This window comes from Pseudomonas sp. M5A4_2d, assembly GCF_053345295.1.
The window spans coordinates 627,450-640,243 of the sequence record NZ_JBKEZW010000001.1 but is presented as its reverse complement, the minus strand read 5'-3'; the positions used below and the strand labels follow the sequence as shown (position 1 = coordinate 640,243).

Below are 12,794 nucleotides of genomic sequence, written 5' to 3'. Positions count from 1 at the left end.
GCAGTCAGTTGCTTTGTTTTTTCGGGGGTGAGGGAAAATCGCATGAGCGCGTGACAAGAACATGACGGCAGGCAGAAAGATACGGTGACCCTTGCCTTTTGCTGGCTATTGCCCGTTTTGCCGTGGCAATTTTTTAAGTGCGCTCGTTGCAACAGGTTGCACAGTGAGCTCCACGCCCAACGCCAGCATCAGCTTCTTGATGGTTTCAAAGCGCGTTTTTGAGCCGCCCTTGAGGGTTTTATACAGACTCTCCCGATTAACCCCCGCCGCCTCGGCAACCTTGTTAACGCCTTGGGCCTTGGCCACTTCGGCGAGCGCCTTCATGAGTATCTGCGGGTCTTGGGACTTAAGGCTTTGCGCCAGGTAAGCACTGATGATTTCGGGGCTGTCCAGGAAGCGCGAAGCCTCATAGACATGAGTGCCTGATGTGTCGAGATCGAGGATCGGCATGTCCTCGGGTTTGAATGTCGATTTGCTCATTTCATTGACCTCTCAGGGCATCGAGTATCTCTTTTGCCCGCTTGATTCCTCGCTTCTGATCGGTTTTATCGCTTCCCCACATCATCAGGTAAGCGGTGATTCCCGTGCGCACAAAGTACACCCTGTAGCCGGGCCCGACGAAGACACGCATTTCACTCAATCCATCGCCTACGGGTTCGCAATCGCCAAAATTGTTTTCCTCGGCTCGATCCAGCCGGGTCAGAATTGCAGTTTTTCCCCAAACATCCCTCATACCGTCGAGCCATGTATCAAACTCCGGCGTCCTGCCGATCAAATTAGTCACGTTTCACCTGTAGCCTACTGGCTACTCCTTGCTGATGCCAGTGATTTTTTATCCCGGCGCTTACCGGAATAAAAAACCCTAGCCCAGCCCCCGTGCCATCAGGCGGTCAATACTATTAGCGCTTGTTTCCCTCGCGTTTAAAGGGCCCGATCAAACAACGGCGTCACGTCATACCGCTGTTTGAGCATCTGCGCATCCACCAGGAAATCCGCCGTGGCCTGGGCCTCGCTGACAATCGTCGGCGAGATCGGCAGCACCTTGATCGCGTCACGCTTGAACCACACCTTGGCAATGTCCGGCGAGGACTGGTTGGCCTTCGACCACGCCTCGGCATACTCATCAACGTGCGTGTTACTCCAGACCCGAGCACGCGTCAGGCGCGCGACAAAGTCTTTGATGATCGCGCTTTTTTGCGCCAGCGCCGGTTCATACGCAACGATGTAGGTCGGTGCGCTCATCAAGCCCTTGGCATTGCGGATAAGCGTGCTGCCTTCTTTCTCTTGCAACGACACATAGGGTTCCCAGGTGCCGAAGGCATCAATGTCGCCTTGGGTCAGTGCCAGGCTGGCTTCGGCCGGCAACAGGAATTTGAAGGTCACGCTGTTGCGCGGTACGCCGGCTTCATCCAGCGCTTTATAGGCCAGTTGCTGGCTCCACGAGCCGTTCCAGATCGCGACGGTTTTGCCTTTCAGGTCGGCCACCGAATGGATGCCTTTACGCGCGACGATGCCTACACCGTCAAGACTGGTCTGGGTGCTGGCCACCACTTTCACCGGCGCCCCATTGGCGGCAAGGCTGATCACCGGCGTGTCGCCGACAATGCCCACGTCGAGCGCACCACTGGCAACCGCCGAGGCCACCGGCGAACCGGTGTTAAAGCGCTTGAAGTCGATTTTGTACGGCAAGTCATTGAGCTCGCCCGACAGTTCCAGGACGATGCGATTGGAGAAAAACTGGTCGCCCACCGTCAGGGTCTGGGGCTCTGCCGCCCACGCCGAAGGGCCGTGCAGCGTTAGCGAAGCCAGGCCCAGCAGGGCGAGCATTGTTTGACGATTGATCATGAAAGGCATCCACACGGTTAATGGCTGACTCAACCATCTGTGGGCATGCAGTCTGGTGATGAGGGAGGGTTTGGTCGGTCGCCAAGTGTGGCGCCCCTAGAAGCTAACGCAATAAAGGCGCAGTGATTAATACTGTTGAGCACTATCGATAGAACTGCGGCGCAGCTCGATAGGTTTTTTCCGTATTAAAAACTTTGCCCTCCCTGAGTTAGGGTGACGCCACCAGACCACTGGACCCCGCGCCTGAATCCCTTTCTGCAAGGTCCATTGCATGTCGACTCCCGCTTTGAATATCTGGGGCTGCGCGCCCTCCGCCCGTTACGAACAACTGGCCGCACCGTTTCGCCCACTGTTTGCGCAGATCCTTGCCCAAGCCGCCGAGGCTGATCAAACCCGCGCCAGCCTGACTAACGTTATCCAGCAGCTGAATAAACTGGGCTTGCCCCGTTGGCGCTTACCCGTGAGTGAGGGCGGCCAGGACGCGACACTGGTTGAACTGCTCGCGCTGCTCACCGAGTTATCCGCCGCCGACTCCAACATCACCCAGGCCCTGCGCGGGCATTTTGGTTTTTGCGAAGACGTACTGTGCGCCAAAGACCTCGACTGGCGCGCCAAATGGCTGCACCGACTCGGCCAGGGCGCGCTGCTCTCCCCCGGCAGCACGGAAGTCGGCAACCAGACCCGGGGCGATTTCGACACCCGCCTGCACCGCGATGCACAGGGCACGTTGCGCATCAGCGGCAAAAAGTTCTACACCACCGGCGCGCTCTACAGTGACCTGATCAACACCATCGCCACGGGCGAAGACGGCACGGTGTACAGCGTGGTGGTCGACCTCAAAGCCCCTGGCGTTCAGATCATCGACGACTGGAACGGCTTCGGCCAACGCCTCACCGCCAGCGGTACATGCGTCTTTGACAATGCGCCGGTGGAAGACGACCTGCGCCCCACACACCAGCGCTTCGGCTACGGCCAATCCTTCTTCCAGATCTACCACCTCAGCACCCTCGCCGGCATCGCCCGCCGCGCTGCGTTGAGTGGTGCGCAAGAACTCAGCCAGCGCGCCCGGACCTTCACCACCGGCAATGCCGACACCGCCGCGCACGACGTGCAACTGCTGCAAGTGATCGGCGAAGTCGCCAGCCAGGCGTATGCCGCGCAAGCCATCAGCCAGCAAGCGGCGCAGCGCCTGGAGCAGACCGCGCAGTATGTGATCGCCCACGAGCAGCCGTTGCATGACGATGACCCACACGTGGCATTGGCGGAATTGGAGGTGTGCCTGGCAGTCAACCCAGTGGTGGATGCCACACTCGCGGCGACCACCGCGCTGTTTGACGCGCTGGGCGCCAGTGCAACGGCGAGCAACAAGGCGCTGGACCGGCTATGGCGCAATGCGCGCACGTTGGCGAACCACAATCCACGGGTGTACAAGTCGCGGATTGTGGGTAATTACCTGGTGAACGGTTTGCTGCCACCGGCGCAGTGGCGAGTGGGCGTGGCCAAGGGCTGAGCATTGCCCGGTGAAGCCACAATACCGGGCAAAGGCGGGAGCGGGCGTGCTCGCGCATTCGGTGGGCCAGTCAATAGAGTGGGTGACTGACACGACGCCTTCGCGAGCACGCCCGCTCCCACAGGGTTACCCGCGCATGGCTTGGGACAGGTGTCGGTGTCACCGCCTCACAAACTCCACCACCCGCGCCAGCATCCGATCACACGCCGCCAACTGTTCCAGGCTGATGAACTCATCCGGCTTGTGCCCCTGCTCCATACTGCCCGGCCCGCACACCACCGTCGGGATACCGGCCTGATCAAACAACCCGCCTTCAGTGCCGAAGGCCACCGTGCCGTACGCCGGCGAACCACAGAACTCGGCAACCCAGGCAGCCGCCTGGCTTTCGGCAGAAGTGGCCAGGCCCGGGTAGCTCGACAGTTCGCTGAAGCTGATCGCGCACTGCTCGCTCACGGCCTGCATTGCCGGCAACAAGGTGTGTTCAGCGTAGCCGCGTAACGCGTCCGCCACTTGCCAGGGGTCCTGGGCCGGCAGCGAGCGCACTTCAAAATCAAACGTGCAATTTTGCGGGACGATATTCAGCGCCTTGCCGCCGCTTATCACACCGGTTTGAACCGTGGAAAATGGCGGGTCAAATCGCCCGTCAAGCTGCTGCGGCGCCTTGAGCGTTTCACCGAGCCGCACCAGTTCACTGATCAACTGGGCGGCGTATTCGATGGCGTTGACACCGGACGGCGCATAGGCCGAATGGCACGCCGCGCCATGCACTTCGCAGCGCATCGCCAGCTTGCCCTTGTGACCGAGCACCGGCTTGAGTTCGGTCGGCTCACCGATCACACACAGCAGCGGCTTGACCGGTTGCGCGTGAAACCTCTCGATCAACGAACGCACGCCCAGGCAACCGACCTCTTCGTCATAGGACAGCGCGATATGCACCGGCATCCGCAACGGCGCTTGCACCAGCGACGGCACGCTGGCCAGTACACACGCGATGTAGCCCTTCATATCGGCGGTGCCACGGCCATACAACTTGCCGTCCTGTTCCGTGAGGTCAAACGGCGCGACCGTCCAACGCTGGCCATCCACCGGCACCACATCCGTATGGCCGGACAACACAATGCCGGGCAGCCCGGCCGGGCCAATGCTCGCCAGCAGGTTGGCCTTGCTCTTGTGCGCGTTGAACACCAGCTCACAGGCCACCCCGTGGCCTTGCAAATAGGTGCGCACGAAGTCGATCAAGGCCAGGTTGGATTCACGGCTGGTGGTATCAAAGCGCACCAGTTGCGCGAGTAACTCACGGCTGTTGCTCATCGGTCATCTCCCGGCACCGCATAGCCCGGTGCGTGTTGCGGGTTGATGGCGCGGTCGATGTAATCCTGCAGTTGGCCGCGATAGGCCTGCCAGAGTTGGTCGAGGGCGCCGATCGGGTCTTCATCGGCCCAGTCCACCCGCAAATTGACGACGGGCCACAGCAGGTCATCGACCACCACCAAGGCGGCCGAATGCACCGGGCCTGCCTCGCCGCCCCTGGCCTGCCCGGCGTGCAGCGCGGCCAGCAAGCGCTCGGCAAGCTGCCCCGGCGCACGTTCGAAAGCACGCACCATGGCTTCGATCACACTGGCGTCAGCCAGCATATTACCCGCCGCCACGCACTGCTCACCGCTCTGCGCCGCATGAATACCGAGGGTCTGTGCGCCGCTGAAATGTGCAGTGCGGCCCTGATGATCAATCACGGTGACCTGGCGATATTGGCTATGCGCCTGACCGGCTAACACCTTTGCCAGCGCCTCACTCGGCGCCACGCCCTGCCCGAGCACGTCGAGGATCTGCGGGCCCAGGCTCGGCAAGGTGATGTTCTGCGACGCCACCGCGCCCACACCGGGGCGCAGCCACGGGCAACGCGCGCCAACGGCAATGCTTGAAGAGCTGATCGCAATACCCAACTGGCCCGTCTCGGCGCAGCGAGCCACAACGGAAAACGTCATAAAAAGCCCTCAGTCGAGCACCGAAGGATCGGCGTCGATCATCATTTGCTTCATTTCTTCAAAGTGCTGCTGCGAAAAATCCGCGATGCCTTCCCAGCCCCGCGCGGTTTTTTCCGCCACCTCATCCGACAGCACCCGCAGCGGCTGGCCGGTGGACCACGCCGTCACCAAAATCTGGCAGGCGCGCTCCAGGGTCCAGATGTCGTCAAAGGCTTCACCGATGGACGCCGCCGTCACCATCACACCGTGGTTCCCCATCAACAAGCGACGCTTGCCATCGAGCAACCCGGCCAGGCGCGCGCCTTCGGCTTCGGTGTCCGCCATACCGCCATACAGTTCGTCTACGGCCACACGGTTGAAGTACCGCGCGGTGTTCTGGTCGATCGGCGGCACATGCGGTGTGGCCAGGCAGGCCACTGCCGTGGTGTACACCGGGTGCAAGTGCAACACCGCGCGGGTTTGCGGCAACAGGCGGTGAATCTGCCCGTGGATTGACCAGGCGGTGGCGTCCACATTCGGGTGGTCGGCGCTGGCGGGGTCGTCGGCGTTCAACAGCAACAGGTCACTGGCGCGGATACGCGAAAAGTGCTTCCACTTCGGGTTGAGCAAAAACTGTTTGCCATCGGCCGACACGGCGGCGCTGAAGTGGTTGGCCACCGCTTCGTGCATGCCCACATGCGCAATGATACGAAAGGTCGCCGCCAGGTCGATGCGCGTCTGTTCTTCAAGGGATAACGCCATAAATCGGTCTCCGCAAGGCGCGACCGCAGGGCTGCGGCCGCGCGATAGGCTTACTGGGGCATCAGCGCTGCGATGTCGGCGTCGGTCGGGGCCTCAAAGTTGTACTTCTTGAGCAAGGCGGCGTATTCCGGGGTGGCGCGGTATTTTTCCAGCCCGTCGAGCAGGGCTTTCTTCACCGTGTCATTGCCCTTCTTCACGCCAAAGCCGTTAAGCACCGGGTAGATCAGGGTGTCGGAAGAAATCACCACGCGGCTGCCCAGCTTGTCGACCACACCACGGGCCACGGCGGCGTCGGTGATCTGCGCTTCCACGGCGTGTGCGAGCAAGGCCTGGGTGGTTTGCGGGTCGGTGCTGTATTCGCTGATCTGAATCGGCTTCAACCCCTTGGCCACGCAATAATCAGCCGACAATTTGTTCATCTGCGCCAGCCAGGAAGTGGCGCCCATGGAGCCGATCTTGTGGCCGCAGAATTCTTCCGGAGTCTTGGGCTGGAAGGCGCTGTCCTTGAGGGTGAGGATCGACTCGCCGCTTTTCAGGTAAGGGATCATGTCGATGACTTTGACCCGCTCTGCAGTGATGTACATCGACGAGTTGGTCAGGTCGAACCGCCCGGCCTGCAGGCCGGTGATCAGGTTGGGAAAGCGTGTATCGAGGGTCTCGACCTTGCGGCCCATGACCTTGCCCAGGCCGTCCATGAACTCGATATCAAAGCCTGCGGGCTTGTTGTTATCCATGTACTCATAGGGAAAAAACGTCACATCGGAACCGGCGATGAGCTTGCCTTCCTGCTGGAACGCCGAAGCCGCCAACGAGGTCAGTGCAACCGCAGCGCCCAGCAGGCACACGGCAAGAGGGCGAACACTTTTTTTAGACGCTGTCATGGTCATTACCTGCAAGGGTTTTAGGGGGTTAGGCAGTCGCGGAATCTTGGCCGGCCTGTTGCACGAAAAAGGACGCGCCACGGGGTTTCTGCGGCAAGCGCAGATGGTTGTCCGTGGAGCGCACCAAGCCACTTTCTTCACCGGCCACCAACACGCCGGCGTGTGCACTGGGCAACGGGTTTTCACCGAATGGCAGCGCGTCTTCAGCGGCGTATACGCTGATAAAAAGAGTGCGCGGCAGTTCGGTCTCGTTAGGGCTCGAAGCATGTAACAGGCGCGTGTGCATGAAACAAACGGAGCCGGCCGGGCCGTAACAGGCGACCGGTTGCTGGCAATGTTCTTCGACCACCGCATCCTCTACCGAACCGGTGAACCGCTGGTTCTGCCAGTGCGACCACAGCGGGCCTTTGTGGCTGCCGGGGATCACATTCAGAGGGCCGTTTTGCGGGGTCACTTCACTGACCATCAGCAAGGCCGTCACGATGTCGTCGTTGCTGTGGGGCGTGAACAGAAAGTCCTGGTGCCACTTCACCTGGGTCGCGGTGTGCGGCAGTTTCGAATTGATTTTGCTGTGATGAAAACGCGCGCCGCCAGCGCCGATCAACTGCGCAGAAATCGCCGCCATCCGTGAGTGCAACGCCACGCGCTCGTACACCGGGGAAATCTCGGTGGGCGAACTCACCCGGCGCAACGACGGGTGATCCGGGCGGTGGTCACCCTCCAGGTCAAAGCGTGCGCGCCCGTCCACCGTGGCACCCCAACCCTGGTCGTGGCGGCGGCTCTCTTCCACCCACTGGTCGAAGTCGTGTTGCAGCGCGGCCACTTCGTCCAGCGACAGCACGCCTTCTACCACCAGGAATCCGTCGCGCTGGAACTGTTCGATTTGAGCTTGCTCGATCATATTGTTGTGTCCTGAACGTAAAAGAGATCACGCCAGCGAGACGTCCTTGAGGAACGCCTCCACGCGTGGGTTGTGGCCGCTGCGCAAAGCCTGCGGGGTGTCGTCGCACACCACACGGCCCTTCTCCATGAACACGATGCGGTCGGAAACCTTGAAGGCGAAGTTCATCTCGTGAGTGACGATCACCATGGTGATGCCCTCCCCGGCCAGGGCTTCGATGACCTGCAGCACTTCGTTGACTTTTTCTGGGTCGAGCGCCGAGGTGGGCTCGTCGAACAGCATGATTTGCGGGCGCATCATCAAGGCGCGGGCGATGGCCACGCGCTGTTGCTGGCCGCCGGACAACTGGTGCGGGTACTTCCAGGCGTGGTCGAGCATGCCCACCTTGTGCAACAGCGCGTAGGCCTGTTGCTTGAGCGCGTCAGTACGGCCGAGACGATGGTATTTCGGCGCCATCAGCAGGTTGTCGAGCACACTCAAATGCGGGAACAGGTTGAAGCTCTGGAACACCATGCCGATGTTCAGGCGATGCTCGGCGTGCTCGACGTACTGCGGTTTCTGCGCGCCGACCTTGTTGAGATGTATGAACGGCTGGCCGTTGATCGTGATCTCGCCGTTGTCCAGCTGTTCAAGGCCATTGAGCAGGCGGATCAGCGTGGTCTTGCCTGAGCCGGACGGCCCGATCACCGACACCACTTCACCCGGCTGAATCTGCAAATTGACCGAGCCCAGCACTTCAATATCGTTGTAAGCCTTGTGCAACCGCGTGGCTTGCAGCGCCGATGCACCGGTGCTCGCTGGGCGCTGCAACGCCGTGCGCTGTTGCGTGGCCAGGGCCAGCACCGCCGCGTCCGGCACGCGGGACACGTTGCGTTGGTTGACGTCGAGAAAGCGCTCCAGGCGCTTGAGCAAAAAATCGAACACGGTGACGATCAACACATAGAAGAACGCCACCGCCGCCATGGTTTCGATCACCAGGAAGTTCTGCGAATACAGGCGCTGGCCGACCATCAGGATTTCGGTCAGCGAGATCACCGACACCAGCGAGGTGAGCTTGACGATCGAGATGTATTCGTTGGCCAGCGACGGCAACGCCACGCGCAAGGCCTGGGGAATGACCACGCGCCACTGGGTGCCGAAGAACTTCAAGCCCAGTGCGCGCGCCGCTTCGCCCTGCCCTTTGGGAATTGAGAGCAAACCGCCGCGATGGATCTCGGCCACATAGGCCGTTTCGCAAATCACCAGCGCCAACAGGCCGGACCAGAACGGGTCGGCCAGCACCGCCGACGTGCCCGGCAGCGCCTGGGGCAAGTTGTAGATAAAGATCAGCAGCACCAGCAGCGGCAAGCTGCGGAACAACCAGATATAGCCACGGGCCGGCAGGCTGAGCAGCGGCTGTTTGGATTGCTTGGCCAGCGCCAGCAGAAAGCCCAGGGCAATGCTCAAGAGCCAGGTCAGGGTGCTGAGTTTGATCACCGTCCATGTGGCTCGCCAGAACTCGGCGTCGCCGAGCAAACCAAACATGTAGTTCCAGTCGAATGTCATCGTCGCGGTGCCCTGAACAAAAAAGAAGTTGATCTGCATCGATGGGATGAGAGTCGTGGCGGGAGGCACTTGGGGTCAATTCGTAAAACCCGGCCCACTGGGTAGGCAGAACCTATGCAGCCAGGAAACACTGAAATTCCAATGTGGGAGCTGGCTTGCCTGCGATGGCATCACCTGGGTGGACCTGCCACACCGCGGTGCCTGTCTCGCAGGCAAGCCCGCTCCCACACTGAACAGGTGGTGCTGGAAGCTTTACGTCCTGACCGAAACAGTGCACGCCTTGATGCGCCACACCGAACCCGCCACCTTTTGGTGCAAGCTCAGCTCACACCACTCAGCACCCGCACCGCATGCGGGTCAAAAAAGCTCGGCGGGGCCATGCCGGGGATGTACTGGTCGGACACAAACATCCGGCAGCGCTCGGCAAACGCCGACACCACGCGCGACAGCTGAGTGTTGCTCGCCGTGGCGTAGCCCAGCCGCATCGGCCGATGGGCGCCGGCCAGGCGCAGGCGAATCACGCGCTTGCCATCCTGCGACATGTTCGATTTGGGCCGTGCATTGGCGAAGGAGTAGCCAATGCCATTGCCCACCATCGCACGCACCGTTTCGAGGTTGGTGGAGCGCATGATGATGTTCGGCGTGGTGCCCGCCTGCATGAACAGGCTGAGGAAATAGTCGCGGCTCCACGGCGTGTCGAGCAGCACCACCGGGTACGCCTCAAGGTCCTGCATGCTCACCGCAGGCAGGTTCGCCAGCGGGTGATACTCGCCGACCATCACATACGGCGGCAGGTGCGCCAGGGGTTGGAAGTCGATATCCGGGCTGGTCACCAGGTCGTAGGTCAGGGCGATATCCAGCTCGCCGCTGCGCAGTTTTTCCAGCAGTTCCTCATGGTTGCCTTCGGTCTGGGTCAGCCGCACACCTGGAAACGCGCGGCCAAACCCGAACACCAATTCCGGCGTGATCATCGGCGCCAGCGACTCCAGGCAGCCCACCCGCAACGGCCCGCGCACGGTGTTCAACGACTCCGAGGCAATGGTGTAGAGGTTGGTCATCTGCTCCAGAATCAGCTTGGCCTCCTGCATCACCTGGCGCCCCACCGCCGTGAGGGAAATGCCCTGCGCGTGGTGCCGAATAAACAGCTGAATGCCCAGCTCGGCCTCCATATGGGTGATGGCCGCCGAGATGGAAGGCGATGACACGTGAATGCGTTCAGCCGCAGCACTGATGCTGCCTGCCTCTCCCGACGCCACAAAATACTCCAGTTGACGCTGAGTAATACGACTGAGCATTACGCCTGCCCCTCAACAATGACTGTGTGGGTCGCGTTGCAGGGTTCGTGCCGGGTCATCGCCGGCCCTGCGCTGTGCCGATGAGGGGCACAGGCTTCGGTTTTTCCTAAGCACTACCCCGCGCAAATGCTGGTTTCGCGAGAACGAGGGCGATGTGAAGCTTGTTTCATCCCGCTTGCGATGAGTAGCCCGCCATGCCCACCCACACCCGCATCCGCATGTTCAACACCCGACAGACCTACCCCAACCAGGCGCTGGACAACGACCTGTGCCAGGCCGTGCGCGCCGGCAACACCGTCTATGTGCGCGGCCAGATTGGCACCGATTTCGACGGCAACCTGGTCGGCCTCGGCGACCCACGCGCCCAGGCCGAACAGGCGATGAAAAACGTCAAGCAACTGCTTGAAGAGGCGGGCTCCGACCTGTCGCATATCGTGAAAACCACCACCTACCTGATCGACCCGCGTTATCGCGAGCCGGTGTATCAGGAGGTGGGTAAATGGCTCAAAGGCGTGTTCCCGATCTCTACCGGCCTGGTGATTTCCGGCCTGGGCCAGCCGGAATGGTTGATGGAAATCGATGTGATCGCCGTCGTGCCGGATGACTGGACCGTATGAAAGCGGTGATTGCCCGCGAGCCGGGCGGGCCTGATGTGTTGCACCTGGTAGAGCGCCCGGTGCCGACGCCCCAGGCAGGCGAGGTGCTGATTCGCGTGGCGGCCGCTGGCGTGAATCGCCCGGACCTGATGCAACGCAGCGGCGCGCCGATTCCCCCTGGCGCCACCGATGTGCTCGGCCTGGAAGCGGCGGGCACCGTGGTTGCGGTGGGCAGCGGTGTGGACGAGTTCGCACCCGGCGACGCCGTGATGGCGTTGCTTAACGGCGGTGGCTACGCCGAGTATTGCCTGGCCCACGCGGCGCATTGCCTGCCGGTACCGGCGGGATTATCGCTGCAACACGCCGCCGGGGTGCCGGAAGCAGCCTTTACCGTGTGGCACAACCTGTTTGAACTGGGCCGCTTGCGCACGGGCGACACGCTGTTGATCCACGGCGCCGCCAGTGGCGTCGGCAGTTTTGCCGTGCAGTGTGCACAGGCGGCCGGCGCACGGGTGATCGCCACCGCGGGCGGCCCGCAGAAAGTCGCGATGCTGCAAACGCTGGGCGTGTGGCGAGCGGTGGACCGTCACAGCGAAGACTTCGTCGACGTGGTGAACCACCTCACCGAAGGGCGTGGCGTGGACGTGGTGCTGGATAACGTCGGCGGCGCTTACGTCGCGCGCAACCTCGCCGCCCTGGCAATGGGCGGGCGACACGTCAGCCTGGCGTTCCTGCAGGGCGCCCACATCGAGTTGGACTTGCAGGTGCTGATGCGCAAAAACCTCAGCCTCACCTCCTCCACCTTGCGCCCCAAAAGCCACGCCGAAAAAGCCCGGTTGGCGGTGTGCATCCGCTCGCGCTTTTTACCCTGGCTGGCTTGCGGTGCGGTGCGCCCGCAGATCCACGCGCAGCTACCGCTGCTTCAAGCAGCCGAGGCCCACCAACTGCTGGAAGCCAACGCCAACGTCGGCAAAGTCCTGCTGACCGTCGCTAAATAACGGGAGAGCCCCATGCCCCACCGCGTGTTTTTCCTCAATGGGCCCAACGCCAACCTCTACGGGCTGGATAAAAACGGCACCTACGGCAGCGAGAGTTTCGCCAGCATCGAAGCCCGCTGCCAGCACCACGCCGCCGGGCTCGGCCTGGCCCTGGACTTTCGCCAAAGCAACCACGAAGGCGTGCTGGTGGACTGGATTCAAGAGGCCCGACTGAACGCCGACGCCATCGTGATCAACGCCGCCGGGCTCACCTACAGCTCCGTGCCGATCCTCGACGCACTGCTGGCGTTCGACGGCCCGATCATCGAAGCGCACATGAGCAACATCTGGAAGCGCGAGAGCTTCAGGCATCACTCCTACGTGTCCAAGGCCGCCACCGGCGTGATCGCCGGGTTGGGAGCGTTGGGTTATGAACTAGCACTGACGGCGGTGGCCGCGTTGCTCAAACCTTAAATACAGGCTCGAAAACACAGCCACTCGAATGTGGGAGATGGCTT

The 12,794-nt window shown here is 61.7% G+C and carries 14 protein-coding genes; 4 read left to right on the top strand and 10 right to left on the bottom strand.

Features of this window, described 5'->3' with window-relative positions:
* Window positions 1-105: 105 nt before the first annotated feature.
* The 3 genes from ACLBW8_RS02940 to ACLBW8_RS02930 form a co-directional block, all read right to left on the bottom strand.
* The gene (locus tag ACLBW8_RS02940) at window positions 106-480 is read right to left on the bottom strand and encodes an addiction module antidote protein (RefSeq protein ID WP_064453295.1); all 375 of its coding nucleotides are present in this window, start codon (window positions 478-480) and stop codon (window positions 106-108) included.
* 1 nt (window position 481) lies between these two features.
* Window positions 482-784: a type II toxin-antitoxin system RelE/ParE family toxin gene (locus ACLBW8_RS02935; protein WP_447804532.1), complete on the bottom strand. Its 303-nt coding sequence runs from the start codon at window positions 782-784 to the stop codon at window positions 482-484.
* A 137-nt stretch (window positions 785-921) separates the two neighbouring features.
* Window positions 922-1,845, bottom strand: coding sequence for an ABC transporter substrate-binding protein (locus ACLBW8_RS02930; RefSeq protein ID WP_447804531.1), 924 nt, complete (start codon window positions 1,843-1,845; stop codon window positions 922-924).
* A 271-nt stretch (window positions 1,846-2,116) separates the two neighbouring features.
* Here ACLBW8_RS02930 and ACLBW8_RS02925 point away from each other — a divergent pair, with 271 nt between their 5' ends.
* Window positions 2,117-3,355, top strand: coding sequence for an acyl-CoA dehydrogenase family protein (locus ACLBW8_RS02925; RefSeq protein ID WP_064453298.1), 1,239 nt, complete (start codon window positions 2,117-2,119; stop codon window positions 3,353-3,355).
* 159 nt (window positions 3,356-3,514) lie between these two features.
* On the opposite strand, the gene argE is transcribed toward ACLBW8_RS02925, so the two are convergent.
* The 7 genes from argE to ACLBW8_RS02890 form a co-directional block, all read right to left on the bottom strand.
* Window positions 3,515-4,666, bottom strand: a complete 1,152-nt coding sequence (gene argE, locus ACLBW8_RS02920) for an acetylornithine deacetylase (RefSeq protein ID WP_447804530.1) — start codon at window positions 4,664-4,666, stop codon at window positions 3,515-3,517.
* A complete protein-coding gene (locus tag ACLBW8_RS02915; protein ID WP_447804529.1) occupies window positions 4,663-5,340 on the bottom strand; it encodes a DUF1028 domain-containing protein in 678 nt (225 codons plus the stop codon). Before ACLBW8_RS02915 ends, argE begins: the two co-directional genes overlap by 4 nt.
* A gap of 9 nt (window positions 5,341-5,349) precedes the next feature.
* Window positions 5,350-6,081 carry a class II aldolase and adducin N-terminal domain-containing protein gene (locus tag ACLBW8_RS02910; RefSeq protein ID WP_064453301.1) on the bottom strand — a complete coding sequence of 244 codons (732 nt, stop codon included), beginning with the start codon at window positions 6,079-6,081 and terminating at the stop codon, window positions 5,350-5,352.
* A 50-nt stretch (window positions 6,082-6,131) separates the two neighbouring features.
* Window positions 6,132-6,962: an ABC transporter substrate-binding protein gene (locus ACLBW8_RS02905; RefSeq protein WP_064453302.1), complete on the bottom strand. Its 831-nt coding sequence runs from the start codon at window positions 6,960-6,962 to the stop codon at window positions 6,132-6,134.
* Between the two features lie 28 nt (window positions 6,963-6,990).
* Window positions 6,991-7,863, bottom strand: a complete 873-nt coding sequence (locus tag ACLBW8_RS02900; RefSeq protein ID WP_262665637.1) for a phytanoyl-CoA dioxygenase family protein — start codon at window positions 7,861-7,863, stop codon at window positions 6,991-6,993.
* A 27-nt stretch (window positions 7,864-7,890) separates the two neighbouring features.
* Window positions 7,891-9,408: an amino acid ABC transporter permease/ATP-binding protein gene (locus ACLBW8_RS02895; protein ID WP_064454984.1), complete on the bottom strand. Its 1,518-nt coding sequence runs from the start codon at window positions 9,406-9,408 to the stop codon at window positions 7,891-7,893.
* Window positions 9,409-9,728: 320 nt separating this feature from the next.
* Window positions 9,729-10,703: a LysR family transcriptional regulator gene (locus ACLBW8_RS02890; protein ID WP_447804528.1), complete on the bottom strand. Its 975-nt coding sequence runs from the start codon at window positions 10,701-10,703 to the stop codon at window positions 9,729-9,731.
* Window positions 10,704-10,897: 194 nt separating this feature from the next.
* Between ACLBW8_RS02890 and ACLBW8_RS02885 the strand changes: the two genes are divergently transcribed.
* The 3 genes from ACLBW8_RS02885 to ACLBW8_RS02875 are packed head-to-tail and all read left to right on the top strand — an operon-like array spanning window position 10,898 to window position 12,750.
* Entirely contained in the window at window positions 10,898-11,320 is a 423-nt protein-coding gene (locus ACLBW8_RS02885) for a RidA family protein (RefSeq protein ID WP_064453305.1), read from the top strand.
* A complete protein-coding gene (locus ACLBW8_RS02880; protein WP_447804527.1) occupies window positions 11,317-12,297 on the top strand; it encodes an NAD(P)H-quinone oxidoreductase in 981 nt (326 codons plus the stop codon). The genes ACLBW8_RS02885 and ACLBW8_RS02880 overlap by 4 nt, the downstream gene beginning before the upstream one ends.
* Window positions 12,298-12,309: 12 nt before the next feature.
* On the top strand, window positions 12,310-12,750 hold the full coding sequence (locus ACLBW8_RS02875; protein WP_064453307.1) for a type II 3-dehydroquinate dehydratase: 441 nt from the start codon (window positions 12,310-12,312) through the stop codon (window positions 12,748-12,750).
* Window positions 12,751-12,794 lie beyond the last annotated feature (44 nt).

Excerpts from the sequence above, each read along its gene's own strand:
- ACLBW8_RS02940 (WP_064453295.1), bottom strand. The coding sequence starts at position 480 with ATGAGCAAATCGACATTCAAACCCGAGGACATGCCGATCCTCGATCTC.
- ACLBW8_RS02930 (WP_447804531.1), bottom strand. The coding sequence starts at position 1,845 with ATGATCAATCGTCAAACAATGCTCGCCCTGCTGGGCCTGGCTTCGCTA.
- ACLBW8_RS02925 (WP_064453298.1), top strand. The coding sequence starts at position 2,117 with ATGTCGACTCCCGCTTTGAATATCTGGGGCTGCGCGCCCTCCGCCCGT.
- argE (WP_447804530.1), bottom strand. The coding sequence starts at position 4,666 with ATGAGCAACAGCCGTGAGTTACTCGCGCAACTGGTGCGCTTTGATACC.
- ACLBW8_RS02915 (WP_447804529.1), bottom strand. The coding sequence starts at position 5,340 with ATGACGTTTTCCGTTGTGGCTCGCTGCGCCGAGACGGGCCAGTTGGGT.
- ACLBW8_RS02910 (WP_064453301.1), bottom strand. The coding sequence starts at position 6,081 with ATGGCGTTATCCCTTGAAGAACAGACGCGCATCGACCTGGCGGCGACC.
- ACLBW8_RS02905 (WP_064453302.1), bottom strand. The coding sequence starts at position 6,962 with ATGACAGCGTCTAAAAAAAGTGTTCGCCCTCTTGCCGTGTGCCTGCTG.
- ACLBW8_RS02900 (WP_262665637.1), bottom strand. The coding sequence starts at position 7,863 with ATGATCGAGCAAGCTCAAATCGAACAGTTCCAGCGCGACGGATTCCTG.
- ACLBW8_RS02895 (WP_064454984.1), bottom strand. The coding sequence starts at position 9,408 with ATGACATTCGACTGGAACTACATGTTTGGTTTGCTCGGCGACGCCGAG.
- ACLBW8_RS02890 (WP_447804528.1), bottom strand. The coding sequence starts at position 10,703 with ATGCTCAGTCGTATTACTCAGCGTCAACTGGAGTATTTTGTGGCGTCG.
- ACLBW8_RS02885 (WP_064453305.1), top strand. The coding sequence starts at position 10,898 with ATGCCCACCCACACCCGCATCCGCATGTTCAACACCCGACAGACCTAC.
- ACLBW8_RS02880 (WP_447804527.1), top strand. The coding sequence starts at position 11,317 with ATGAAAGCGGTGATTGCCCGCGAGCCGGGCGGGCCTGATGTGTTGCAC.
- ACLBW8_RS02875 (WP_064453307.1), top strand. The coding sequence starts at position 12,310 with ATGCCCCACCGCGTGTTTTTCCTCAATGGGCCCAACGCCAACCTCTAC.